This is a genomic window from Variovorax sp. GW821-FHT06D12, from assembly GCF_059419205.1.
On the sequence record NZ_JBWKRI010000004.1, the window covers coordinates 51484 to 76518 of the forward strand.

Annotated in this window: 19 protein-coding genes; all 19 read left to right on the forward strand. The window is 68.7% G+C overall.

Annotation, left to right across the window (positions count from 1 at the left end; genetic code table 11):
• Window positions 1-55 precede the first annotated feature (55 nt).
• Window positions 56-1981, forward strand: a complete 1926-nt coding sequence (locus AC07SQ_RS13955; RefSeq protein WP_070063549.1) for an ABC transporter permease — start codon at window positions 56-58, stop codon at window positions 1979-1981.
• Window positions 1978-2769, forward strand: a complete 792-nt coding sequence (locus AC07SQ_RS13960) for an ABC transporter ATP-binding protein (protein WP_095949850.1) — start codon at window positions 1978-1980, stop codon at window positions 2767-2769. The genes AC07SQ_RS13955 and AC07SQ_RS13960 overlap by 4 nt, the downstream gene beginning before the upstream one ends.
• Window positions 2766-3500, forward strand: coding sequence for an ABC transporter ATP-binding protein (locus AC07SQ_RS13965; protein WP_139703387.1), 735 nt, complete (start codon window positions 2766-2768; stop codon window positions 3498-3500). The genes AC07SQ_RS13960 and AC07SQ_RS13965 overlap by 4 nt, the downstream gene beginning before the upstream one ends.
• Before the next feature lie 34 nt (window positions 3501-3534).
• Window positions 3535-4260, forward strand: coding sequence for a bifunctional nicotinamidase/pyrazinamidase (pncA, locus tag AC07SQ_RS13970; protein WP_495273188.1), 726 nt, complete (start codon window positions 3535-3537; stop codon window positions 4258-4260).
• 70 nt (window positions 4261-4330) lie between these two features.
• On the forward strand, window positions 4331-5491 hold the full coding sequence (locus AC07SQ_RS13975) for an ABC transporter substrate-binding protein (protein ID WP_495273189.1): 1161 nt from the start codon (window positions 4331-4333) through the stop codon (window positions 5489-5491).
• Window positions 5469-5981 carry a (2Fe-2S)-binding protein gene (locus AC07SQ_RS13980; RefSeq protein ID WP_495273190.1) on the forward strand — a complete coding sequence of 171 codons (513 nt, stop codon included), beginning with the start codon at window positions 5469-5471 and terminating at the stop codon, window positions 5979-5981. The genes AC07SQ_RS13975 and AC07SQ_RS13980 overlap by 23 nt, the downstream gene beginning before the upstream one ends.
• Entirely contained in the window at window positions 5978-9691 is a 3714-nt protein-coding gene (locus tag AC07SQ_RS13985; protein ID WP_495273191.1) for a molybdopterin cofactor-binding domain-containing protein, read from the forward strand. Before AC07SQ_RS13980 ends, AC07SQ_RS13985 begins: the two co-directional genes overlap by 4 nt.
• Before the next feature lie 71 nt (window positions 9692-9762).
• Complete coding sequence (locus tag AC07SQ_RS13990) at window positions 9763-10950, forward strand: fumarylacetoacetate hydrolase family protein (RefSeq protein ID WP_495273192.1); 1188 nt, start codon at window positions 9763-9765, stop codon at window positions 10948-10950.
• Between the two features lie 140 nt (window positions 10951-11090).
• Window positions 11091-12176 carry a type VI secretion system protein TssA gene (gene tssA, locus AC07SQ_RS13995; protein WP_495273193.1) on the forward strand — a complete coding sequence of 362 codons (1086 nt, stop codon included), beginning with the start codon at window positions 11091-11093 and terminating at the stop codon, window positions 12174-12176.
• 85 nt (window positions 12177-12261) lie between these two features.
• Complete coding sequence (gene tssB, locus AC07SQ_RS14000; protein WP_062473966.1) at window positions 12262-12831, forward strand: type VI secretion system contractile sheath small subunit; 570 nt, start codon at window positions 12262-12264, stop codon at window positions 12829-12831.
• Entirely contained in the window at window positions 12828-14336 is a 1509-nt protein-coding gene (gene tssC, locus AC07SQ_RS14005) for a type VI secretion system contractile sheath large subunit (RefSeq protein ID WP_056583649.1), read from the forward strand. The genes tssB and tssC overlap by 4 nt, the downstream gene beginning before the upstream one ends.
• 51 nt (window positions 14337-14387) lie before the next feature.
• Window positions 14388-14870 carry an Hcp family type VI secretion system effector gene (locus tag AC07SQ_RS14010; RefSeq protein WP_062473964.1) on the forward strand — a complete coding sequence of 161 codons (483 nt, stop codon included), beginning with the start codon at window positions 14388-14390 and terminating at the stop codon, window positions 14868-14870.
• 140 nt (window positions 14871-15010) lie between these two features.
• Complete coding sequence (locus AC07SQ_RS14015) at window positions 15011-15883, forward strand: type VI secretion system accessory protein TagJ (RefSeq protein ID WP_495273194.1); 873 nt, start codon at window positions 15011-15013, stop codon at window positions 15881-15883.
• On the forward strand, window positions 15880-16425 hold the full coding sequence (tssE, locus tag AC07SQ_RS14020; protein WP_062473960.1) for a type VI secretion system baseplate subunit TssE: 546 nt from the start codon (window positions 15880-15882) through the stop codon (window positions 16423-16425). Before AC07SQ_RS14015 ends, tssE begins: the two co-directional genes overlap by 4 nt.
• Window positions 16425-18296: a type VI secretion system baseplate subunit TssF gene (gene tssF, locus AC07SQ_RS14025; protein ID WP_495273195.1), complete on the forward strand. Its 1872-nt coding sequence runs from the start codon at window positions 16425-16427 to the stop codon at window positions 18294-18296. Before tssE ends, tssF begins: the two co-directional genes overlap by 1 nt.
• The gene (tssG, locus tag AC07SQ_RS14030; RefSeq protein ID WP_495273196.1) at window positions 18293-19453 is read left to right on the forward strand and encodes a type VI secretion system baseplate subunit TssG; all 1161 of its coding nucleotides are present in this window, start codon (window positions 18293-18295) and stop codon (window positions 19451-19453) included. The genes tssF and tssG overlap by 4 nt, the downstream gene beginning before the upstream one ends.
• Window positions 19450-22155, forward strand: a complete 2706-nt coding sequence (tssH, locus tag AC07SQ_RS14035) for a type VI secretion system ATPase TssH (RefSeq protein WP_495273197.1) — start codon at window positions 19450-19452, stop codon at window positions 22153-22155. The genes tssG and tssH overlap by 4 nt, the downstream gene beginning before the upstream one ends.
• Before the next feature lie 17 nt (window positions 22156-22172).
• On the forward strand, window positions 22173-24566 hold the full coding sequence (locus AC07SQ_RS14040; RefSeq protein WP_139703408.1) for a type VI secretion system Vgr family protein: 2394 nt from the start codon (window positions 22173-22175) through the stop codon (window positions 24564-24566).
• Window positions 24566-25033 (forward strand): hypothetical protein, encoded by a 468-nt coding sequence (locus AC07SQ_RS14045; protein ID WP_495273198.1) that lies wholly within the window; start codon window positions 24566-24568, stop codon window positions 25031-25033. The genes AC07SQ_RS14040 and AC07SQ_RS14045 overlap by 1 nt, the downstream gene beginning before the upstream one ends.
• The last annotated feature ends 2 nt before the right edge of the window (window positions 25034-25035 follow it).

The following is a 25035-nucleotide window of genomic DNA, read 5'->3' on the forward strand; positions in this document are numbered from 1 at the left end:
CGCCGCTTCTTGAGCGCGGCGGGGCGCGGTGTCTCCAGTTTCCTCAGGGTCCCTCATGAGCTTTTCAGGCTTCGTTGTTCAGTTGCTCAACGGGTTGGCCGGCGCGTCTTCGCTGTTTCTGGTGGCGGCCGGCCTCTCGTTGATCTTCGGCGTGACGCGCATCGTCAACTTCGCCCATGGATCTTTTTTCATGGTGGGCATCTACGTCGCGTACACGCTCGTCGAGAAGCTCGGCCCGAGCGTGGGCTTCTGGCCGGCGCTGTTGATCGCCGCGCTCGCGGTGGGCGTGCTGGGCGCGCTCATCGAGGTGCTGCTGCTGCGCCGCATCTACAAGGCGCCCGAGCTGTTCCAGCTGCTGGCCACCTTCGCGCTCGTGCTGGTCATCAAGGACGCGGTGCTGTGGCTCTGGGGGCCTGACGAACTGCTCGGCCCGCGCGCGCCGGGCCTGAAGGGCTCGGTCGAAATCCTCGGGCGCCAGTTTCCTTCCTACGACCTGTTCCTGATCGTCGTCGGCCCGCTGGTGCTCGGCCTCGTCTGGCTGCTGCTCACGCGCACGCGCTTCGGCACGCTGGTGCGCGCCGCCACGCAAGACCGCGAGATGGTCAGCGCACTGGGCGTCAACCAGGCCTGGCTCTTCACCGCCGTGTTCGCGCTCGGCGCGCTGCTCGCGGGCCTGGGCGGCGCGCTGCAATTGCCGCGCGAACCCGCCACGCTGGAGATGGACCTGAACACCATCGGCGCCGCCTTCGTCGTCGTGGTGGTCGGCGGCATGGGCTCGCTGCCCGGCGCCTACGTGGCCGCGCTGCTCATCGCCGAGATCAAGGCCGTGTGCATCTGGCTGGGCGTGGTGCAGATCTTCGGCATCGACGTGTCGTTCTCCAAGCTCACGCTGATGGTCGACTTCCTCGTGATGGCCATCGTGCTGGTGTGGCGCCCCTGGGGCCTGTTCGGCCGGCCGCAGGCGCCGAGTCGCTACGTCGGCATGCAGGAAGAGCCGCTGCGCCGCCCCAGCACCGCCTACATCGTGGCCGCCGCCGGGCTGGCGCTGGTGCTGGCCGCGCTGCCGCTGCTGACGGCCGGCTCGCCCTACACCACGGTGCTGATGATCGACCTGCTGATCGCCGCGCTGTTCGCCACCAGCCTGCACTTCATCATGGGGCCGGCCGGCATGCACTCCTTCGGCCACGCGGCCTACTTCGGCCTCGGGGCCTACGGCGCGGCGCTGCTGGTGCGCGCGCTGCACCTGCCGATGGAGCTGGCGCTGGTGGTCGCGCCGCTGGTGGCCGCGCTCGGCGCCTTCGTCTACGGCTGGTTCGCCGTGCGCCTGTCGGGCGTGTACCTGGCGATGCTCACGCTGGCCTTCGCGCAGATCACCTGGGCCGTCACCTACCAGTGGGACAGCTTCACGGGCGGCAGCAACGGCCTGACCGGCGTGTGGCCCTCGGAGTGGCTGTCGAACAAGCAGGTGTACTACTGGCTCACGCTGGTGCTCGTGGGCGCGGGCGTGTGGTGGCTGCGCCGCGTGCTGTTCTCGCCCTTCGGCTATGCGCTGCGCGCGGGCCGCGACTCGGTGCTGCGCGCCGACGCCATCGGCATCGACGTCAAGCGCATGCAGTGGGCGGCCTTCGTCATCGCCGGCACCGTGGCCGGCCTGGCCGGCGCACTCTATGCGTTCTCGAAAGGCAGCATCTCGCCCGAGAGCCTGTCGGTCGGCAAGTCGGTCGACGGCCTCGTGATGGTGCTGCTGGGCGGCATCCAGACCCTGGCGGGCCCCGTGGTCGGCGCCGTCACCTTCACCTGGCTGCACGACACCGTGGCGCGCAACACCGACTACTGGCGCGCGATGCTCGGCGCCATCATCCTGATCCTGGTGCTGCTGTTCCCGCAGGGCATTGCAGGGTCGATCAAGCAGCTCGTCGATCGCTGGCGCGCACCGAAGCATGATGAAGCAGACGCCAAGCTCAAGGAGGTGAAGGCATGAGCCTCCTCAAAGTCACGAACCTCGGCAAATCGTTCGGCGGCGTGAAGGCCGTGGACGGCATCAGCTTCGAGCTGCCGCCCGGCGAACTGCTCGCGCTCATCGGCCCCAACGGCGCCGGCAAGTCGACCACCTTCAACATGGTGAACGGCCAGCTCAAGGCCGACCAGGGCTCGATCACGCTCGACGGCCACGAACTCGTGGGCCGCAAGCCGCGCGAGATCTGGCGCAAGGGCGTGGGCCGCACCTTCCAGATCGCCGAAACCTTCGCCTCGCTGACCGTGGTCGAGAACGTGCAGATGGCGCTGCTCTCGCACGACCACAAGCTGTTCTCGATGTGGCGCCGTGCGGCCGACCACAAGCGCGACGAGGCGCTGGCGCTGCTCGACCAGGTCGGCATGAAGGCGCAGGCCGACCGGCCCTGCAGCGTGCTGGCCTACGGCGACGTGAAGCGCGTCGAACTCGCCATCGCCATGGCCAACTCGCCCAAGCTGCTGCTCATGGACGAGCCCACCGCCGGCATGGCGCCCCAGGAGCGCAACTCGCTCATGGCGCTCACCAAGGACCTCGTCATCCAGCGCGGCATGGCCGTGCTCTTCACCGAGCACAGCATGGACGTGGTGTTCGCGTACGCCGACCGCATGATCGTGCTGGCGCGCGGGCGCCTCATCGCGCAGGGCAAGCCGCTCGAGATCCGCGACCACCCGAAGGTGCAGGAGGTGTACTTCGGCAGCGGCAAGACCTTCGAGAAGATTGCAGAGAAAGCCGCAGCGCTGGGAGTCACCGCATGAGCACGCACGAACCTCTTCTGGAAGCCAAGGCCTTGTGCGCCTGGTACGGCGCCGCGCAGATCCTCTACGACGTCGACCTCGAAGTGCGGCGCGGCGAAGTCGTCGCGCTCATGGGCCGCAACGGCGCGGGCAAGTCGACCACGCTCAAGACGCTCATCGGCATGCTCACCAAGCGCCGCGGCGCCGTGCGCTTCCTGGGCCACGACATTTCGAAGAGCGAGCCGCACCACGCGGCGCGCCTGGGCCTGGGCTTCGTGCCCGAAGACCGGCGCGTGTTCACCGACCTCACGGTGATGGAGAACCTCGAGGTCGGCAAGCAGCCCGCGCGCCAGTGGGCCGACGGCACCGCCGCGCCGCTGTGGACGCCCGAGCGCCTGTTCCAGCTGTTCCCCAACCTCGGCGAGATGCCCAACCGCCCGGGCGGGCGCATGAGCGGCGGCGAGCAGCAGATGCTCACAGTGGCGCGCACGCTGATGGGCAACCCTTATCTCGTGCTGCTCGACGAGCCCTCCGAGGGCGTGGCCCCGGTCATCGTCGAGCAGATGGCCAACATGATCCTCGAGCTCAAGGCGCAGGGCGTGAGCATCCTGCTGTCGGAGCAGAACATGCACTTCGCCGAGCTGGTCTCCGACCGGGCCTATGTGCTCGAGAAGGGGCAGATCCGTTACCACGCCACGATGGCCGAGTTGGCGGCCAACGAAGAAGTGCGCAGGGCCTACCTCAGCGTCTGACCGTTTCCTTTCCTCAACCACCGGAGTCCACACCATGCATCGCAGAACCATCTTGAAGTCCGCCGCTGCCCTGGGGCTCGTCGGCAGCCTTGGCAGTTTCGGCCTCTCCGCTTTCGCGGCCGGCAAGATCAAGCCCGGTGGCAAGGCCGCGCTGATCGTGGTCGACGTGCAGAACTGTTTTCTCGACGGCGGCACGCTCGCGGTGAAGGGCGGCAACGAGGTGATCCCGGTCATCAACGCGCTGGCGCCCGCGTTCCAGAACATCGTCGTCACGCAGGACTGGCACACGGCGGGCCATGCCTCGTTCGCCAGCACCTACAGCGGCAAGAAGCCCTTCGAGACGACCAAGCTCAATTACGGTACGCAGGTGCTGTGGCCCGACCACTGCGTGCAAGGCACCGACGATGCCGCGCTCGGCAAGGACCTCAAGGTGCCGACCGCGCAGCTCATCATCCGCAAGGGCTTCCACAAGGACATGGACAGCTACTCCGCCTTCGAGGAGGCCGACCACAAGACGGCCACCGGCCTGGCCGGCTACCTCAAGGCGCGCGGCATCAAGACCGTGTTCGTCACGGGCTTGGCCACCGACTTCTGCGTGGCCTGGACCGCGATGGACGCGCGCAAGGCCGGCTTCGAGGCCTACGTGATCGAAGACGCCACGCGCGGCATCGACCTCAACGGCTCGCTGGCCGCCGCCTGGAAGCAGATGAGGGCCAAGGGCGTCAAGCGCATCCAGTCCGGCGACATCCAGGCCGGCTGACGACGACGAAGTCCGCGGCGCCGCCGCGGCAACACCCCTCCGACGACAACAACAAAGAGACAGACGACGCATGAAGCTTTCGATTTCAAGGCGCACCCTGGTGGCGGGCGGCGCGGCCCTGGCGCTCGGCCCCGGCCTGCTGCGGCCGGTGCGCGCGGACAACGGCGTGACCGACAGCGCCATCCGCATCGGCCAGTCGGCCGTGTTCAGCGGCCCGGCAAAAGACTTCGGCGTCGACTACCGCGCGGGCATCCAGCTGTACTTCGACCGCGTCAACAAGTCGGGCGGCATCCACGGCCGCAAGATCGAACTCGTCACCTACGACGACGCCTACGAGCCCGCGAAGACGGCCGCCAACACCGCCAAGCTGATCGACGAGGACAAGGTCTTCGCGCTCACCGGCTACGTCGCCACGGGCAACCTTGCGGCCGCCATGCCGCTGGCCGAGAAGGCCGGCGTGCCGATGTTCGCGCCGTTGGTGGGCACCACGTCGTTCCGCACAAAAACCAACCGCTACCTGTTCCACGTGCGCGCGGGCTACGACCTGGAGCTGCGCAAGATCATCAGCCACCTCTCGACGCTGGGCATCCAGTCGATCGCCGTGGTCTACCAGGACAGCGCCTTCGGCAAGTCGAACCTCGCCACCTGCGAGCAGCTGGCCGCCGAATACAAGGTGAAGGTGGTGCAGACGCTGCCCATGGCCATCGCAGCCGAAGACGCCAAGCAGGTGATCGGCGGGCTCGCCGAGGGCCGCCCCGGCGCCGTCGTGATGATCATGGCCGGGCGCATGACCGAGGTCTTCATCCGCGACTACCGCGCGAGCGGCGCGGCCGCGCCGCTGTACACGCTGTCGGTCGGCATCACCGACGCGGCGGGTTCGGCCAAGCGGCTCGAAGGCAAGCTCGCCGGGCTGGTCACGGCCAGCATCGTGCCGCCGCCCGGTGCGCAGCGCGTGCCCATCGTGGCCGACTACCAGCGCGACCGCGCCGAGTTCGGCCAGAAGATCGACAGCTACACCGCGCTCGAGGGCTACATCGTCGCGCGCGTGATGACCGAGGGCCTGCGTCGCGCGGGCAAGGCGCTCACGCGCGACAGCTTCATCGCCGGGCTCGAGAGCATCGGCAGCACGCGCTTCGGCGACTTCCCCGTCGACTACAGCGCGAAGAACCACAACGGCTCGACCTTCGTGGACCTGGAGATGTACACCCGTGACGGCCAGTTGCGGCGCTGAGCCGCTGCACCTGCAGGTCAACGGCCGGGCGCACGCGCTCGCCGGCGTGCCGCGCGAAGCCTCGCTGCTGCACCTGCTGCGCAACGACCTGGGGCTCAACGGGCCCAAGTACGGCTGCGGGCTCGGGCAGTGCGGCGCGTGCACCGTGCACGTCGACGGCGTGGCCGCGCGGTCCTGCGTGATTCCCGCGCACGGCGTGGCAGGGCGCAGCATCACCACGCTCGAAGGGCTTGGCATGCGCGGGCGCTGGCACCCGGTGCAGGCCGCTTTTGAAGACGCGCAGGCCGCGCAGTGCGGCTACTGCCTCAACGGCATGGTCATGCAGGTGGCGGCGCTGCTCGCGCGCGATCCGCACGCGAGCGAGGCGCGCATCCGCAGCGAGCTGTCGGGCAACCTGTGCCGCTGCGGCACGCACATCGAGATCCTCGACGCCGTGCAGCGCGCCGCCGTGCGCCTTCGCGCGGCCCCGCCGGGCGACGCCGCCGCATGACGCGCCGCGCCGACCTGCCGCAGACGCGCGCGGAATTCCTCGCTGCCGATGGCGTGCTGCTGGTGGTGCGCGAAGCGCCGCCCCCGCCGCCGCCCGCCAGGGGCCAGCCCGCCTTCATCGCCAGCCACCCCAGCGAAGGCGACGAGGTGCTGCTCGCGCTGTGGGACGACGGCAGCGTCTCCGCGCTCAACGGCCACGTCGACCTGGGCACCGGCATCCAGACCGCACTGGCGCAGATCGTGGCCGAGGAGCTCGACCTCGGCATGCCCTGCGTGCGCATGATGCTCGGCGACACCGCGCGCGCGCCCAACCAGGGCGCGACCATCGCGAGCGCGTCGATCCAGATCCACGCGCAGCCGCTGCGGCTGGCCGCCGCGCAGGCACGCGCGTGGCTGCTCGCGCGCGCGGCCGAGCGGCTGGGCGTGGCCGTCGATGCGCTGCAGGTGCGCAACGGCGTGGTGCGCGTGGCCGAGGCGCCGGACCGTCACGTCAACTACGCGGACCTCGTGGCGCACCAGCGCACCGTGCTGCGCCTGGACCTCGACGCGACACCCAAGAACCCGGCCGACTACCGCCTCGTCGGCACGCGCCAGGCGCGCGTCGACATCCCGGCCAAGCTCGCAGGCGACCTCGTGTTCGTGCACGACATGCGCGTGTCCGGCATGCTGCATGGCCGCGTGGTGCGCCCGCCGTATGCGGGCGCGGACCACGGCGAGTTCATCGGCAACACGCTCGAAGCGGTCGATGAAGCGTCGATCGCGCACATCCCCGGCATCCGCGCCGTGGTCGTGGTGCGCGACTTCGTCGGCATCGTCGCCGAGCGCGAGGAGCACGCCGAGCAGGCGATGCGCGAGCTGCGCGTGACCTGGAAGCCCTGGCCCGGCATGCCCGACCTGCGCGACGTGGCACAGGCCCTGCGCGACAACCCGTCGACGCAGCGCCTGCTGGTCGACGAAGGCGATGTCGACGGCGCCATGGCCGCCGCCGCGCAGCCGATGCAGCGCACGTATGTGTGGCCCTACCAGATGCATGCGTCTATCGGCCCCTCGTGCGCGCTGGCCGAGTGGCAGCCTGCCGACGGCAGCGGCATGCAGCTGCGCTGCTGGGCCGGCTCGCAGAACCCGCACGTGCTGCGCGCCGATCTCGCCAAGCTCATGGGCGTGGACGACGTGCAGGTCGACGTGGTGCGCATGGAGGCCGCGGGCTGCTACGGCCGCAACGGTGCCGACGACGTGGCGGCCGATGCCGCGCTGCTCGCGCGCGCCGTGGGCGCGCCGGTGCGCGTGCAGCTCTCGCGCGAGCAGGAGCATGCATGGGAGCCCAAGGGCGCCGCGCAGCTCATGGAGATCGACGGCGGGCTCATGGCCGACGGCCGCGTCGCGGCCTACGACTTCGAAACCTCCTACCCCTCGAACGGTGCGCCCACGCTGGCGCTGCTGCTCACGCGCACGGTCGAGCCCGTGGCGCAGGCCTACGAGATGGGCGACCGCACCGCGCGACCACCGTACAGCTACGACAACCTGCGCGTGAAGGTCAACGACATGGCGCCGATCGTGCGCGCCTCGTGGCTGCGCGGCGTGTCGGCGCTGCCGAGTTCGTTCGCGCACGAGTCGTACATCGACGAGCTGGCCACGGCGGCGGGTGTCGACCCCGTGCAGTTCCGCCTGCGGCACCTGGACGATCCGCGCGCGGTCGAGCTCGTGCAGGCCACCGCGCAGAAGGCCGGCTGGCGCATGCGCACCGGGCCGCAGGAGAACGCCGACGGCGGGCTGGGCGAAGGCGGCGACATCCTCTTCGGCCAGGGCTTCGCGTACGCGCGCTACATCCACAGCAAGTGGCCGGGCTTCGGCGCGGCGTGGGCCGCGTGGGTGGCCGATGTCGAGGTCAACCAGAAGACCGGCGAGGTGCATGTGCGCCGCGTGGTGGTGGGGCACGACGCGGGGCTGCTGGTCAACCCGGCGGGGGTCGAGCACCAGGTGCACGGCAACGTGATCCAGACCACGAGCCGCGCGCTCAAGGAGCAGGTGCAGTTCGCGCCGCAGCAGGGCGCCGCAACGGGCGGCGCGCAGTTGCCGGGCGTGTTGCCTTCGGGCGTGGTCGCGAGCCGCGAGTGGGGCAGCTACCCGATCCTCAATTTCCGCGACGTGCCGGTGATCGAGGTCATGCACATGCCGCGTCCCGGCGAGCCCTCGCTGGGCGCGGGCGAGTCGTCGTCGGTGCCGGGGACGGCGGCGATCGCGAATGCGATCTTCGATGCGACCGGCGTGCGCTTCCGCTCGCCGCCGTTCACGCCGGAGACGGTGCTGGCGGAATTGAACCGGGGTTCGCTGCCACCGCCTCCGGTGCAGGGCGATGCCGCCGGATCCTCTTCGCCACCGGCCTCGAGCGCAGGCGTGAGCAACGCCCTGTGGCCGCGTCGCAAGGGCCTGTGGGCCACCGGCGCTGCGCTCTTCATCGGCGGCCTCGGCGTCATCGCCGGCCTGCTCGGCTGGCGCGCGGCCATCGCGCCCGTGTCGCTCAGCGCGCCGGTCTACAGCGAGTCCACCATCGAACGCGGCCGCGTGCTCGCCGCGCTCGGCGACTGCGCCGTGTGCCACACCGCGCCCGGCGGCGCACCCAACGCCGGTGGCCGCGCAATGGACACGCCCTTCGGCACGCTCTACACCACCAACCTCACGCCCGACGCCGAGACGGGCCTGGGCCGCTGGTCCTTCAGCGCCTTCCAGCGCGCGATGCGCGAAGGCGTCTCGCGCGACGGCCACCATCTGTACCCCGCGTTCCCCTACACCGCCTTCGCGAAGACCAGCGACGACGACCTGCAGGCGCTCTACGCGTACTTCATGGCGATGCCGGCGGTGCGTGCGGAAACGCCCAAGTCCGAGCTCAAGTTCCCGTTCAACCTGCGCCCACTGATGGCCGGCTGGAATGCGCTGTTCCACGACCCCGCACCGCTTCCGCCCGTGCCCACGCAGAGCGCCGAGTGGAACCGCGGTGCCTACCTCGTCAACGGCCTGGGCCATTGCGGCGCCTGCCACACGCCGCGCAACGCGCTCGGCGCGGAGCAGGGCGGCAGCGCGTTCCTCTCGGGCGCGATGGTCGATGGCTGGGAAGCGCCCGCGCTCACGCAGCTGTCGAAGGCCGCCGTGCCGTGGGACACCGACGCGCTGTACCGCTACCTGCGCAACGGCCACTCGCCGCGCCACGGCATCGCGGGCGGCCCGATGGCCGAGGTGGTGCGCGAACTCGCGCAGGTGCCCGACGCCGACGTGCGCGCGATGGCCGTCTACCTCGGCTCGTTCAACCCCGCGCCTTCTGCGCAACCGCAGGCACTCGCGCAACAGGCCGTCGACAACGCGGCGCGCACGCAAGGCCAGCTGCTCGGCCCCGCGCAGCGCATGTTCGACAGCGCCTGTGCCTCGTGCCACCACGACGGCGACGGCCCCACGCTGCTGGGCGTGAACACGCCGCTCGCGCTCAACAGCAGCCTCACGAGCACGCGGCCCGACAACCTGCTGCGCACCATCCTCGACGGCGTGCGCGCGCCCGCGCACCGCGACATCGGCTTCATGCCCGCGTTCCGCGAAGCGCTCGACGACCGCCAGATCGCCGACCTCGCCGGCTACATGCGCGCACGCTTCGCGCCGCAGGAAGCGCCGTGGGCGAACCTGCCCGCCGAGGTCGCGCGCGTGCGGGCCATGCCGGGCCACTGACCCGCAGCGGGCGTGGCCGCGGGCCCGCGGCTACGATGGCGCGCAGACCTTATTCACGGAGACACCCCACCATGCCTTTGGACCTTTCGACCGCTTCCAGCCTGCCCCGCGACGCCGAGCGCGCCACCCTTGTCGGCCGTCTCTGGCAACCCGGCGTGGGCCCGGTGCTGGTGGCCGTGCAGGGCGATGGCTTGCACGACCTGTCAAAGCTCGCGCCCACCATGAGCGACCTGCTCGAAGGCCAGGGCTCGCCGGCCGAAGCCGTGCGCGCTGCATTGCAGAGTGGCACCGCGCCACGCATCGCCGCGCTCGATGCCGTGCTCGCCAACAGCGACGAAAGCACGCGCGACAACAACCAGGCCTGGCTGCTCGCTCCTTGCGACCTGCAGGTCGTGAAGGCCAGCGGCGTGACCTTCGTGGCGAGCCTGCTCGAACGCGTGATCGAAGAACAGGCACGCGGCGATGCCTCGCGCGCCGAAGCCACGCGCGCGGCCATCGGCGATGTGCTGGGCGACAACCTCGCCGACATCGTGCCCGGCTCGCCCGAAGCCATGAAGGTGAAGGACGTGCTCATCGCGCAAGGCATGTGGTCGCAGTACCTCGAGGTGGGCATCGGCCCCGACGCCGAGGTCTTCACCAAGGCCCCGGTGCTCGCGGCCGTGGGCACGGGCGCCGACGTGGGCATCCACGCGGACTCGGCCTGGAACAACCCCGAGCCCGAGGTCGTGCTCGCAGTGAACAGCCGCGGCGAGGTGCTCGGCGCCGCGCTCGGCAACGACGTCAACCTGCGCGACTTCGAAGGCCGCAGCGCACTGCTGCTGGGCAAGGCCAAGGACAACAACGCCTCGTGCGCCATCGGCCCGTTCATCCGTCTGTTCGATGCGCACTTCGGCATCGCCGATGTGCGGCGCATCACGGTCGCGTTGAACGTGACGGGCCCCGAGGGCTTCACGCTCGAAGGGTCGAGCTCGCTGTCGAAGATCAGCCGCGATCCGCTCGACCTCGTGGCACAGACACTCAACCGCCACCACGCCTACCCAGACGGTTTCATGTTGTTTCTGGGCACGATGTTCGCGCCGACACAAGACCGTCACGGACCGGGGCAAGGATTCACGCATGTCGTGGGCGACCATGTGCGCATCGCGGCCCCTGAATTGGGTGCGTTGAACAACCGCGTCGTGCATGCAGACCAGGCGCCGCGGTGGTCTTTCGGCCTCGGTGCGTTGATGCGCAACCTCGCGTCGCGTCGGCTGCTGTAGCCCGTACTTCTGCACTTTAAAAGCAGATGTACTCCTTTGGAATTCAGAGGCTGCACTTTGCATTCTGTTGCGGTTGACCATGCATCTTCTTACCCTCAAGATGACTACCATCGCGAGTGGATAAATCAAGGGAGTCGTGGTTGCTGCCGAATGAGATCGATCTGTTGCAGACGCCCGTCGAGGGCCCGCTTCCCTGTGGTGAAGATCTGGAATACGACGCCGATTTCATGGCGCTCCAACAGGCGGCCACGGGCAAGCGCGAGCAGCAGTTCGGCGACACCATCATTCCCGCCGAGCCGCCCGACTGGGCGCGTGTAGACCGCATCGCACGACAGTTGTGCGTGCGCACGCGTGACCTGCGCGTGCTGGTGCCGCTCACGCTCGCGTGGACCGAAAGCCGCGGCCTGCCAGGCTATGTCGACGGGCTGCGCCAGGTCGATGCGGTGCTGCAGACTTTCTGGAACGACGTGCATCCGCGCGTCGTCGATGGCACGAACGAAGACCCGCTGCCGCGCATGAATGCGCTGGCCGCACTGGCCGAAGCCGAAGGGCTCGGACGCAGCGTGCGCGATGCGCGGCTGCTCGAAGACGGTGGCACGGCGATGAGCCTGCGGCAGGTCGAGGCGCTGCTCGATTCGAGCAAGAGCGACCAGGTGGACTACCCCGGCGGCGTCGGCCGCCTGCGCGAGGCCGCACGCCGCGCACACGACAAGGCCGCGGCGCCGGTCGTGGCCCTGCGTGAGGCTTTGGCACTGCTGCAGCGCATCCGAGAGACCTGCGAGCGCGCGCTGGGCCAGAGTTGGGCGCCCGATTTTTCAAGGCTCGAACGGTCGCTGCGCACCGTGGGCCAGTTGCTGCCGGAGCAGCCGCACAGCGAAGTGCCGCAGGCGTCGGCAGTAGGCCGTGCAGAAGACACAAGCGGTGCGGCGCACGTGCACGTACCCGCAGCGCATGTTGCAGCGGCCACGCAGGCTGCAGTGCGTCCGCTGCGAATTCAAGAGATTGAAATATCGGCTCGTGAAGATGTGCAAGTGTTGTTGGAAAAAGCGTGCGAGTTCCTGGAACGAACGGAACCGAGCCATCCGGCACCCATGCTGATCCGCAGGGCCCAGCGACTGATGGACCTCAACTTCTTCCAGATCATCGAAGAGCTCGTGCCCGAGGGATTGCAAAAGATAGAAAGCCTTGCCGGCCGCCCGTTGAACGGCGACGCCGCATTGCCCTAGCGGCCGTTGCTGCCGGCGAGCAGGAACAACGCGCCGGCACCGGTCGACCGGTACGACCCATGCATTCAGTTTCAAGAGGACGCTTATGGCAGACAACCGTGTCAGGAACAGTGGTCAGAAGTTCATCGCGCGCAACCGGGCGCCGCGCGTGCAGATCGAGTACGACGTCGAGATCTACGGCAGCGAACGCAAGATCCAGCTGCCTTTCGTGATGGGCGTCATCGCCGACCTCGCGGGCAAGCAGACCGACCCCATGCCCGATCTCGCGGAGCGCGAGTTCATGGCGGTGGACATCGACAACTTCGACGAGCGCATGAAGTCCATCAAGCCGCGCGTCGCGTTCCAGGTGCCCAACACGCTCACCGGCGAAGGCCAGATGAACGTGGACATCACCTTCGACAGCATGGACGACTTCTCGCCCGCGCGCATTGCGCGCCAGGTCGACGCGCTGCAGCAGCTGCTCGAGGCGCGCACCGAGCTGTCGAACCTGCTCTCGTACATGGACGGCAAGAACGGCGCCGAGCAACTCATCGCGCAGGCGCTGCAGAACCCGGCGCTGCTCAAGTCGCTGGCGTCCGCGCCCAACCCCGCGGTCGCGCAGGCGGCCGCCGATGCCGCAGCAGCCAAGCAAGCCGACGACAGGACCGCACCATGAGCACCGCATCCCAGCAAGGCGCCCGCGCCCGCACCGCCACCGTCGAAGCGCTCGAGCCCAACGAGTTCTCCGACCTCCTGCAGCGCGAGTTCAAGCCCAAGACCGAGCAGGCGCGCGAGGCGGTGGAGAACGCCGTCAAGACGCTGGCCGTGCAGGCGCTCGAGAACACCGTCACCATCTCGAACGACGCTTACCGCAGCGTGCAGGCCATCATCACGGAGATCGACCGCAAGCTGTCGGAGCAGATCAACCAGATCCTGCACCACGAAGACTTCCAGCAGCTCGAAGGTGCATGGCGCGGCCTGCACTACCTCGTGAACAACACCGAGACCGACGAGCAGCTGAAGATCCGCGTCATGTGCGCATCCAAGCGCGAAGTGGCGCGCTCGCTCAAGCGCCACAAGGGCATCGGCTGGGACCAGAGCCCGATGTTCAAGAAGATCTACGAGGCCGAGTACGGCCAGTTCGGCGGCGAGCCCTTCGGCGCGCTGATCGGCGACTTCCACTTCGACCACAGCCCGCCCGACGTCGAGATGCTCGGCGAGATGGCCAAGATCGCCGCCGCCGCGCACTGCCCCTTCATCGCCGGCGCCTCGCCCACCGTGATGCAGATGGACTCGTGGCAGGAGCTGTCGAACCCGCGTGACCTCACCAAGATCTTCCAGAACACCGAGCACACCGCGTGGCGCTCGCTGCGCGATTCGGAAGACGCGCGCTACATCGGCCTGGCCATGCCGCGCTTCCTGGCGCGCCTGCCCTACGGTGCGCGCACCAACCCGGTCGACGAGTTCGAGTTCGAGGAAGAAACCGATTCGGCGCTGCACACGCGCTACACCTGGGCCAACTCGGCCTATGCGATGGGCGTGAACATCAACCGCTCGTTCAAGCAGTTCGGCTGGTGCACCTCGATCCGCGGCGTGGAGTCGGGCGGCGCGGTCGAGAACCTGCCCACCCACACCTTCCCCACCGACGACGGCGGCGTGGACATGAAGTGCCCGACCGAGATCGCCATCAGCGACCGGCGCGAGGCCGAGCTCGCCAAGAACGGCTTCATGCCGCTGGTGCACCGCAAGAACTCCGACTTCGCGGCCTTCATCGGTGCGCAGTCGCTGCAGCAACCGGCCGAGTACTACGACGCCGATGCCACGGCCAACGCCAACCTGGCGGCGCGCCTGCCGTACCTGTTTGCGTGCTGCCGCTTCGCGCACTACCTGAAGTGCATCGTGCGCGACAAGATCGGCTCGTTCCGCGAGCGCGAGGACATGGAGCGCTGGCTCAACGACTGGATCATGAACTACGTCGACGGCAGCCCCGGCACCTCGTCGCAGGACACGAAGGCGATGAAGCCGCTGGCGGCGGCCGAGGTCCAGGTGGAAGCCATCGAGGACAACCCCGGCTACTACGCCGCCAAGTTTTTTCTCCGGCCGCACTACCAGCTCGAGGGGCTGACGGTGTCGTTGCGGCTGGTTTCGAAGTTGCCGTCCAACAAGAAGGACAGCAGCTAATTCCACTGTCCCGCTACCGGGCAATTCATCGATAACTTTTGGGGGTCAATCATGGCAGTAGACATGTTCATGCGCGTCGAGGGTGCAAACGGCGAGTCCAAGGACTCCAACCACAAGGACTGGACCGACATCAAGTCGTTTGCATGGGGAGCGACGCAGCCTGGCAACATGGTCAGCGGCGGTGGCGGCGGCGTGGGCAAGGCCAGCTTCAACGACCTGCAGGTGCTCGCGCGCATCGATAAGGCGGCGCCTTCGGTGCTGAAGAACTGCGCGAGCGGCAAGCACCTGAGCAAGGTCGAAGTGGCCGTGTGCAAGGCCGGCGGCTCGCAGATCGAGTACACGCGCGTCACGCTCGAAGAGGTGCTCGTCACCTCGGTGCAGTACACGGCCGAGCAGGGCGGCGATGCGGTGCTCGTGCAGTACGCCTTCCAGGCCGCGAAGGTGAAACAGCAGTACTGGGAACAGACCGACAAGGGCGGCAAGGGCGCCGAGACGGTGCTGGGCTGGAACATCAAGGAAAACAAGGAAGCCTGATTTCCTTGTTGCGCGGCGGGGCCGTGGCCTTCAGGGCCATGCAGCCCCCGCCGGCGGTCCACAGCCGTTTGTCTGTCTCCTGCGGCGCCCCTTCGCGGCGCGCCGCCTTTCACCTTTCAGCCAGTCAACGGGGAAGTTTCATGGGCGATGGGTTTGCAGTGCTGGGCGAGCGCTCCGTGGCCGAGCACACCGAATGGGTACAGCGGCAGATCCGCGCCAGTCCCCAGAATGCCGGCCTGCGCCTTGCCCTGTGCCACTTCCTCGCGCTGCGCGGCGAATGGCAGCGGGCCGAAGACCAGCTCAAGCTCGCCACGAAGCTCGACCCCACGTTCACGCCGGCCAGCGTTACCTGTGCGATGGCCCTGCGGGGCGAGCGCGAGCGCAGCGACTTCTGGGCCAGCGGCGGACGCACGCCGGCCATCGTCTCGGGCAATGCCGACTGGGTCGAGCAGCTGCTCGGCGCCGCCGTGTTGCCCGCCGAACGTGCCGACGAGGCCGCCGCGCTGCGCGAGGCCGCGCGCGACGCAGCGCCCGCGCTGCAGGGCACGCTGACCACCGTCGACCGCTCCGACGCGCGGGCCGTGCAGGCGCTCGACGGTGAGCCCGCGGCGCACAGCGACTTCGCCTGGCTGTGCGACGGCGACGCGCGCATCGGCGCCGTGCTCGAACTGTTCACGCCCTCGGGCTACGCGTGGCTGCCGCTGCCGGCGGTGCGCCGCATCAAGTTCTCGCGCCCGCAGCACCTGGTCGACCTGCTGTGGGCGCCGGCCGAGATCGAGCTGCACGACGGCCGCGGCCTCAACGGCCTCGTGCCCGTGCGCTACCCGGGCGCGCTCGACAGCCTGGACGACGAGACCGCGCTGGGCCGCCGCACCGACTGGCAACCGCTCGCGGGCGACGACCAGTTCGCGGGCATTGGCCAGCGCACGCTGATCAGCGAGGCCGGCGACCACTCGCTGCTCGACCTGCGGCGCATCGAGTTCGCCCCAGCGACGGAAGGCGTGGCTGCATGACGCCCGCCGTCACTACCGACATCGACGGCGACGCCCAGGAAAGCGTCGCGCGCGACCGCCTGCAGCCCGTGCTGCTGGACCGCCTCACCGACAAGGCGCCGCAGAACGGCCAGGAGCGCGCGGGCGCCTTCCTCATGAGCGGCAAGCTGCTGCGCGACTCGGTGCTGCGCGACCTGCAGTGGCTGCTCAACACCACCAACTTCGGTGCCGACCACCGCATCAACGGCATGCCGCGCGCGCGCGGCTCGGTGGTGAACTACGGCGTGCGCGGCTGGGCCGGCGGGCGCATGTCGGAGGTCGACTTCGCCGACGTCGAAGCGGCCATCCGCGCGGCCATCATCGACTTCGAGCCGCGCATCATGAAGGACAGCATCGACGTGCGCTGCGTGACCGATGCGACCGACCTGGAGCACCACAACCTGCTCGCGCTGGAGATCCGCGGCACGCTGTGGTCGGTGCCGTACCCGATCGAATTCATCCTGCGTTCGGAGCTGGACCTTGAAAGCGGGCACATGGTGCTGCGGCCGACAGGAGGGCTGTGATGGACGCCAAGCTGCTCGACTACTACAACCGCGAACTCACCTACATGCACGAGCTCGGGGCCGAGTTCGCGCAGCGCTACCCCAAGATCGCGGGCCGGCTGGGCATGCGCGGCATCGAGGTCAGCGACCCGTACGTGGAGCGCCTGCTCGAAGGCTTCAGCTTTCTCACGGCGCGCATCCAGCTCAAGATGGACGCGGAGTTTCCGCGCTTCTCGCAGCGTCTGCTCGAGGTGGTGTACCCCAACTTCCTCGCGCCGCTGCCCGCGATGGCCGTGGTGCAGATCGACGGCAACCTCAACGAGGGCTCGCTGAAGGCGGGCTACGAGCTGCCGCGCCACACGCTCCTGCGCGGTCGCATGATCAAGGGCGAGCAGACGGCCTGCGAGTTCCGCACGGGCCATGCCGTCACGCTGTGGCCCATCAAGATCGCGGAGGCCAGCCTGGGGCCCGTGCCGGCCGAGATCGCGCATGCGCTGCCGATGGCGGCGCGTCAGGCGAAGAGTGCCATCACCATCAAGCTCGAGGCGGTGGGCGGCGCGCGCTTTTCGGAGATGCCGCTGGATCGGCTCGAGTTCTTTCTCTCGGGCGCGGAGCTGCACGCGCTGCGCGTGCTCGAACTGGTGGCGCACCACAGCGTGGCGACCGTGTGCCGCGCCGGCCCCGGCAGCACGGCGCGCATCGTGCCGCTGGGCGATGAGGCGATCCGCCACGAGGGCTTCGACCCCGAGCAGTCGCTGCTGCCCTACGACGCGCGCTCGTTCCAGGGTTACCGCCTGCTGCACGAGTACTTCGCCTTTCCCGAGCGCTACCTCTTCTTCAGCGTGAAGCACCTGCGCGCGGCGGCCTCGGCCATCGGCGGCACCACGATGGAGATCGTGATCCTGCTCGACCGCGCCGACGCCGATCTGGAGCGGCTGGTCGATGCCAGGCACTTCTCGCTGTTCTGCACGCCCATCATCAACCTCGTGCCGCGCCGCAGCGACCGCATCCCGGTCGGGCCGGGCCAGCACGAGCACCACGCGGTGATCGACCGCACGCGCCCGCGCGACTTCGAGATCTTCACCGTGGAGCGCGTCACGGGCCACATGGCCAACGGCTCCGAAGAGCGCGAGTTCCGGCCCTTCCTGGGCTCGTTCGCGTCCGACGACGGCGACTTCGGCGCCTACTTCTCGCTGCGCCGCGAACCGCGCCTGGTGTCCGACCGCGCACGCGCGCAGGGCACGCGCACCAGCTACACCGGCAGCGAGGTGTACGTGTCGCTGGTCGACCAGCACGACGCGCCGTTTCCGCACAGCCTGCGCCACATCACCATCGACGCGCTGTGCACCAACCGCGACCTGCCGTTGCTGCTGCCCACCGGGCTCGAATCGGACTTCACGCTGCGCGTGTCGGCGCCGGTGCGCGGCGTGCGCATCCTGCGCGGCCCGTCGCGGCCGTACCCGGCGCTGGCCGAAGGCGCGCTCACCTGGCGCCTCATCAGCCACCTGGGCCTGAACTACCTGAGCCTGACCGACGTCGATGCCACGCAGGGCGCCGCCGCGCTGCGCGAGGTGCTCGACCTGTACGGCAACCTCGCCGACCCGGCCGTGCGCCGGCAGATCCAGGGCGTGCGCTCGATGGCGCTGGCGCCGGTGTTCCGTCGCCTGCCCGAGCCGGGGCCGATCGTGTTCGGGCGCGGCGTGGAGATTGCGCTGCAGATCGACGAGGTCGCGTTCTCGGGCGCGAGCCCGTACCTGTTCGGCGCCGTGCTGGAGCAGTTCTTCAGCCGGCACGTGTCGCTCAACGCCTTCACCGAGTTCGCGCTGTCCAGCCTGCAGCGCGGTGAGATCGCGCGCTGGACCCCGCGCGTGGGACGCCGCCCCACCGTATGAGCACGACCGGCCTCACCGACGACACCATGCTGCAGGTGCTGCCGGCAGAGGCCGAGGCGCGCGACGAGGCGGCCGGCGATGTGCGCAGCCCCACCCACACCAAGGCGAAGTCCGCGCCGCGTCGCGGCGTGCCCGAGGCCGACCCCGCGCTGTGGGCCCGGCTCGTCGAGCAGCCCTTCGAGCACGACCTGTTCATGCTGCTGCGCCGGCTCGACGCGCAGGGCGACCATCCGCTGCTGGGCCGCGCGCCGCGCCCGCGCGACGAGCCGCTGCGGCTGGGGCAGGAGCCCTCGATGGCCTTTGCGCCGTCGAACGTGTCGGGCGTCGAGGTCGACGAAGACGGCGCGCCGCGCATCTCGATCTACGGCTTCGGCCTGTTCGGTCCCAACGGTCCGCTGCCGCTGCACCTGACCGAGTACGCACGCGAGCGCAAGCGCCACCACGCCGACAACACGCTGAGCGCGTTCGCCGACCTGTTCCATCACCGGCTGATCCTGCTGTTCTACCGCGCCTGGGCCGACGCGCAGTCGGTCAACAGCCTGGACCGCACCGACGGCCACCGCTTTGTCGACTACGTGGCCAGCCTCATGAACATGGGGCAGCCCGGCCTGAAGGCGCGCGACCGCATCGCCGACCATGCGCGCACCCACATGGCGGGGCACCTGGTGCGCCAGACGCGCAACCCCGAAGGGCTGATTCAGATTCTTCGCCTGTACTTCGACGTGCCCGTGCGCGTGGTCGAGTTCGTGAGCGACTGGGTGCACATCGACGAGCGCCAGGTCAGCCGCATCGGCCTGCTCGGGCGCAACCACCGGCTGGGCAGCGGCGCCACCATCGGCCTGGCGGTGCGCGACGCGCAGGGCAAGTTCAGGCTCGAACTCGGCCCGCTGTCGCAGCAGCAGTTCCGCGAGTTCCTGCCGGGCAGCCCGCGGCTGCAGCAGGTGGTCGACTGGGTGCGCCAGTACGTCGGCATCGAATTCGCCTGGGAGCTGCGGCTGGTGCTCAGCAAGCCCGAGGCGCGCGGCATGCGGCTGAGCAGCGACCAGCGCCTGGGCTGGGGCAGCTGGCTCGGCACCCGCCTGTCCGACACCGACGCCGGCGACATGGTGTTCCAGCCCGAGGCGCTCTTTTCCCGCAACGCACCGGCTTCCTCATGACCGACATCCGCCGCGTCTCTCTTTTTTCGAAACTGAATCCGATGCTCTACAAGGCATTGGAGACCGCCACTGCCTTCGCCAAGCTGCGCGGCAATGCCTACGTGGAGCTCGTGCACTGGCTGCACCAGATCCTGCAGCTGCAGGACAGCGACCTGCTGCGCATCATCAAGCGCGCGGGGCTCAACCTCGATGCGGTCGAGCAGGACCTCGTGCGCGCGCTCGACCGGCTGCCGCACGGCGCCACGTCGATCAGCGACATCTCCGAGCACGTCGACAACGCGGTCGAGCGCGCGTGGGTCTATGCCAGCCTTCGCTTCGAAGCCACCTCGATCCGCGGCGCCTACCTGCTCGCCGGCATCGTGAAGACGCCGGGCCTGCGCCAGGTGCTCTCGGGCATCTCGCGCGAGTTCGACAAGCTCGTGCCCGACGTGCTGGTTGCGCAGCTTGCGGCGTGGACCGAAGGCTCGCCGGAAGACGATTACGACGCCGCGTCGGAGGCGGGCGGTGGCGCACCGGTGGCGCAGCACCAGGGCGATGCACCCGCCGCCGGCGGCTCGGCCCTGGCCAAGTACGCGAGCGACCTCACGGCCAAGGCGCGCGCCGGCGAGCTCGACCCCGTGTACGGCCGCGACGACGAGATCCGCCAGATCGTCGACATCCTCATGCGCCGGCGCCAGAACAACCCGCTGCTCACCGGCGAGGCCGGCGTCGGCAAGACGGCCGTGGTCGAAGGCCTGGCCTCGCGCCTGGCCGCGGGTGACGTGCCGCCTTCGCTGAAGGACGTGTCGCTGTGGGTGCTCGACCCCACGCTGCTGCAGGCCGGCGCGGGCGTGAAGGGCGAGTTCGAACAGCGCTTGCGCCAGGTGATCGACGAGGTCGAGAAAAGCCCCAAGCCCATCGTGCTGTTCGTCGACGAGGTGCACACGCTGGTGGGTGCGGGCGGCACCGCCGGCACCGGCGATGCGGCCAACCTGCTCAAGCCCGCGCTCGCGCGCGGCCGGCTGCGCACCATCGGTGCCACGACGTGGTCGGAGTACAAGAAGTACATCGAGAAAGACCCGGCGCTCACGCGGCGCTTCCAGACCATCCAGGTGCACGAGCCCACCGAGCCCAAGGCCGTGATCATGCTGCGCGGCATCTCGGACGAGCTGGAAAAACACCACGGCGTGCTCATCCTCGACGCCGCACTCGAAGCGGCCGTGAGCCTGTCGCACCGCTACATTCCCGCGCGCCAGTTGCCCGACAAGGCCGTGAGCCTGCTCGACACCGCGTGTGCGCGCGTGGCGCTGAGCCAGCATGCGCTGCCTGCGGCGCTCGAAGATTTGAAGCGGCGCATCGAGGTGCTGGGCATCGAGTCCGGCATCGCGGGGCGCGAGGCGGCGATCGGGGTCGGCGAGCACCAGCGCGTGGAAGACATCGCGGCGCAGGTGGCTGCCGCGCAGGCTGAACTTGAATTGCTGGAGCAGCGGCGCGTGGAAGAGGCGGCGCTGGTCGAGCGCATCGTCGCGCTGCGCAAGCTGCTGTCGCCTGCGGCGGTGCCGGTGCAATCTGAAGCGGAAGATGACCGCGAAGAAGAACCGCCCGCCGAGCCCGAGCGAACACCCGAAGCCATCCGCGCCGAACTCGACGAGGCGCAAGACCAGCTCGTGAAGCTGCAAGGCGAGACACCGCTCATCCTCGCGGCCGTCGATGCGCAAGCCGTAGCCACCGTGGTCGCCGACTGGACCGGCATTCCCATCGGCCGCATGGTGCGCGATGACGCGCAGTCGGTGCTGCGCCTGGGCGAGATTTTGTCGGCCCGCGTGGTCGCGCAGCCCGATGCGCTGGAGACCATCTCGCGGCGCATCCGCACCGCGCGTGCGCGGCTGGACAACCCCAACAAGCCCGTCGGCGTGTTTTTGCTGTGCGGCCCCTCGGGCGTGGGCAAGACCGAGACCGCGCTTGCGCTGTCGGAGGCGCTGTACGGCGGCGAGCAGAACCTCGTCACCATCAACATGAGCGAGTTCCAGGAGTCGCACACCGTCTCCACGCTCAAGGGCGCGCCGCCCGGCTACGTGGGCTATGGCGAAGGCGGCGTGCTCACCGAGGCCGTGCGCCGCCGGCCCTACAGCGTGGTGCTGCTCGACGAGATCGAGAAGGCGCACCCCGACGTGCACGAGATCTTCTTCCAGGTCTTCGACAAGGGCTGGATGGAAGACGGCGAAGGCCGCCACATCGATTTTCGCAACACCGTGATCATCATGACGTCGAACGTCGGCACCGACCTCGTCATGCAGCTGTGCGAAGACCCGACCCTTCGCCCCGACCCCGAGCCGCTGGCCGCCGCGCTGCGCGAGCCGCTGCTGAAGGTGTTCGCGCCCGCGCTGCTCGGGCGGCTGGTGGTCGTGCCTTACTACCCGCTGCAGGCCGATGCGCTGCACCGGATCATTCGCCTGCAGCTGGACCGCATCGCGGCGCGCCTGCAGGCCAACCACGGCATTGCATTGGCTTACAACGACAGCGCTGTCGCGCTTGTCGCACGCCGCTGCACGGCCATAGAGTCGGGTGGCCGGATGATCGACGCGATCCTCACGCACACCATCCTGCCCCGGCTGAGCGAGGAAGTCATCGGCGCCACCGTCAGTGCGCGCAAGCTCGCCGGCGTGCAGCTGGGCGCGGTGGGCGACGACTTCCAGTACGAGTTTTCAGAACGCCCCGCGTAGACACAAGGGAGAGCCGCATGGACAGAGTCGTCAAAGCCCACACCCCGCTCGGAGAAGAACAGCTGCTGTTCCGCTCGATGCACGGCAGCGAAGGGCTGTCGCAGCTGTTCGAGTTCGAGGTCGACCTGCTGAGCCCGAACACCTCGGTCGACATGAAGGGCCTGCTCGGCAAGCCGCTCGCGCTGGAGATCCAGACCCTGAGCGGCACGCCGCGCTACCTCAACGGCCAGATCACGCGCTTCACCATGATCGGGCGCGAGGGCGGCTCCTCGCGCTACACCGTGTACCGCGCCTCGGTGCGGCCGTGGCTGTGGTACCTCACGCGCACCAGCGACTGCAAGATCTTCCAGAACAAGTCGGTGGTCGAGATTCTTGAAGACGTGCTGGGCGAGTACGGCTTCGCCTTCGAGAAGAAGCTCAGTGCCTCGTACCGCCAGTGGGAGTACTGCGTGCAGTACCAGGAGACCGACTTCGCCTTCGTGAGCCGCCTCATGGAGCACGAGGGCATCTACTACTACTTCAAGCACGACAAGAACCAGCACACGCTGGTGCTGGCCGACGACATGAGCGCGCACGAGACGCTGCCCGGCTATCCGAAGATCGGCTACCTCGCGAGCGACCGCGCCACCGACCCCGGCCGCGAAGTGATCGACCAGTGGGAGGTGACCGAGGAGATCCGTCCCGGCACCTACGTGGTCGACGACTTCGACTTCAAGAAGCCCAGGGCCGACCTGCTCAACACGCGCAGCCAGCCGCGCGGCAACGACCACGGCCGCTACGAGATGTACGAGTGGATGGGCGGCTACAGCGACGCGGGGCAGGGCGAGCACTACGCGCGCATCCGCCTCGAGGAAGCGCAGGCCCAGGCCGAGGTCGACACCGGCCACACCAACGTGCGCGGCATGGCGCCCGGCTACCGCTTCACCATGCAGAACGCACCGCGCAACGAGGACAACCGCGAGTACCTCGTCGTCTCGGTGATGTACAGCCTGCGCGAAGGCGGCTACGCCAGCGGCGGCATGCCGGGCGAGTACAGCTTTCACTTCGGCGTGCAACCCACCTCGTTCCCCTTCCGCGCGCGCCGCATCACGCGCGTGCCGAGCACCCAGGGCCCGCAGACCGCCACCGTGGTCGGCCCGCCCGGCGAGGACATCTGGATCGACAAGTACGGCCGCGTGAAAGTGCAGTTCCGCTGGGACCGCTACGGCCAGCGCAACGAAGACAGCTCGTGCTGGGTGCGCGTGTCCAGCGCGTGGGCCGGCTCCAACTTCGGCGCGGTGAACCATCCGCGCGTGGGGCAGGAGGTGATCGTCGATTTCATCGCCGGCTGCCCCGACCGGCCGATCATCATCGGGCGCGTCTACAACGCCGACCAGATGCCGCCGCTGGAGCTTCCTGCCAAGGCGACGGTCAGCGGGTTCATCAGCCGCACGATCAAGGGCGACGGCGAGCTGGCCAACCACTTCATCATCGACGATGACCCGGGGTGCGAGTCGATCAAGATCCATGCGCAGAAGGATCTGACGATCGAGGTGGAGAACAACGAGACGCACACGGTGGAGGGCGAGCGCACCACCTTCATCGACGGGGCCGACAAGTACACGGGCGACACTTCGCTGGACGAGACCATCAACGGCCCGCACACCCTGACGGTGAACAAAGGTGGGCCGCAGAAGATCACCGTCAACGGGGGTGACCAGTTCATCAAGGTGGATGGCGGCAACCAGCAGGTCGATGTCATCGGCAACCAGACCATCCACGTGACCGGCAAGCGGCACGACACGGTGGACACGGGCGAAGACCGGTTCATCAAACCCCACCTGAATGAAACGGTCACCGGGACGAAGGACCTCACGGTCACCGAAACGCACACCGAGACCGTGGGCCGCAAGATTCTCAAGACCACCAAAGGCCGGTGGGAGGTGGACGTCGCCATGTTCGCGACCCTGAAGACGGGCGGCTTCTACAAGGCGAACATCAAGGGCAACTACACCGTGGAAACCGAAGGCGGGGACATCACCTTCAGGGCGCCGGGGAAGAACTGGCTGGTCGAAGCCGACAAGATCACCCACAGCTCCAACCAGAACGAGGTGAGGTACAAGAAAGGCGTGAACACGGAGGCTGGCGAATACGTCACGACCCACGCCAAGGACCTGATCAAGTCCTCGTCCGACACCAAGGTGCATTCGAAGGCGCCGGAGATTCGGACGGAAGCGACGACCGTGCTGGACATCACCGCGCCTTTCAACATCTCGTCGACCTATGTCCTCGCCTTCAACTACGCCACGGCGCTGGTGGACATCAAGGTCGCCAAGCTCAACATGTCGGGTGTCAACATCGCGCTCGACGTGCTTGCCTTCGGCGGGGCCGTCTGGCGCAACGAGACCTCCTCGCTGTACACGTACTGGTGATGACGGCCCGCCGGATCACGCTGCTGGTGTGCGTCGCGTCGATCGCGGCGCTGCTGCTGGTCGGCCTGATCTTTCCACGCATCGCCGGGACGTCCACGGCGGCGAATCTCACGCTCGGGGCCGTGGTCGGCGGCGGGATCGTGCTGACGATACTGCTGTGCGTGGGCGTGCACTTCTGGGTGTCCCGCAAGCCCGAACCCCATGACACGCGGCCGGCGCGCATCGTCGAAGCCAGCTCGGACAACACGATGGTGCTGAACCAGTACGTCATCCGGCTTGTCGTCGAGTTCGACGGGCCGGGTGGCGAGCGACGCCGCGCACAGGTGGAGCAGGCCGTCGACATGATCGACATGGCGGGCTACGCGCGCGGCCGCGAAGTGCTGCTGCATCGCGGCAGCCGTGGCGGCAAGGAAGTCGCCTGGGTGAGCCAATCCGATCCGCGCATCGACGAAGGAGCCGCCTCTTGAGG

Coding starts and splice junctions, on each gene's coding strand:
- AC07SQ_RS14040 (WP_139703408.1), top strand. CDS start 22,173: ATGGACAGAGTCGTCAAAGCCCACACCCCGCTCGGAGAAGAACAGCTG.
- tssF (WP_495273195.1), top strand. CDS start 16,425: ATGGACGCCAAGCTGCTCGACTACTACAACCGCGAACTCACCTACATG.
- AC07SQ_RS13965 (WP_139703387.1), top strand. CDS start 2,766: ATGAGCACGCACGAACCTCTTCTGGAAGCCAAGGCCTTGTGCGCCTGG.
- tssG (WP_495273196.1), top strand. CDS start 18,293: ATGAGCACGACCGGCCTCACCGACGACACCATGCTGCAGGTGCTGCCG.
- AC07SQ_RS13990 (WP_495273192.1), top strand. CDS start 9,763: ATGCCTTTGGACCTTTCGACCGCTTCCAGCCTGCCCCGCGACGCCGAG.
- tssE (WP_062473960.1), top strand. CDS start 15,880: ATGACGCCCGCCGTCACTACCGACATCGACGGCGACGCCCAGGAAAGC.
- AC07SQ_RS14010 (WP_062473964.1), top strand. CDS start 14,388: ATGGCAGTAGACATGTTCATGCGCGTCGAGGGTGCAAACGGCGAGTCC.
- AC07SQ_RS14015 (WP_495273194.1), top strand. CDS start 15,011: ATGGGCGATGGGTTTGCAGTGCTGGGCGAGCGCTCCGTGGCCGAGCAC.
- pncA (WP_495273188.1), top strand. CDS start 3,535: ATGCATCGCAGAACCATCTTGAAGTCCGCCGCTGCCCTGGGGCTCGTC.
- AC07SQ_RS13955 (WP_070063549.1), top strand. CDS start 56: ATGAGCTTTTCAGGCTTCGTTGTTCAGTTGCTCAACGGGTTGGCCGGC.
- AC07SQ_RS14045 (WP_495273198.1), top strand. CDS start 24,566: ATGACGGCCCGCCGGATCACGCTGCTGGTGTGCGTCGCGTCGATCGCG.
- AC07SQ_RS13985 (WP_495273191.1), top strand. CDS start 5,978: ATGACGCGCCGCGCCGACCTGCCGCAGACGCGCGCGGAATTCCTCGCT.
- AC07SQ_RS13975 (WP_495273189.1), top strand. CDS start 4,331: ATGAAGCTTTCGATTTCAAGGCGCACCCTGGTGGCGGGCGGCGCGGCC.
- tssB (WP_062473966.1), top strand. CDS start 12,262: ATGGCAGACAACCGTGTCAGGAACAGTGGTCAGAAGTTCATCGCGCGC.
- tssH (WP_495273197.1), top strand. CDS start 19,450: ATGACCGACATCCGCCGCGTCTCTCTTTTTTCGAAACTGAATCCGATG.
- AC07SQ_RS13960 (WP_095949850.1), top strand. CDS start 1,978: ATGAGCCTCCTCAAAGTCACGAACCTCGGCAAATCGTTCGGCGGCGTG.
- tssC (WP_056583649.1), top strand. CDS start 12,828: ATGAGCACCGCATCCCAGCAAGGCGCCCGCGCCCGCACCGCCACCGTC.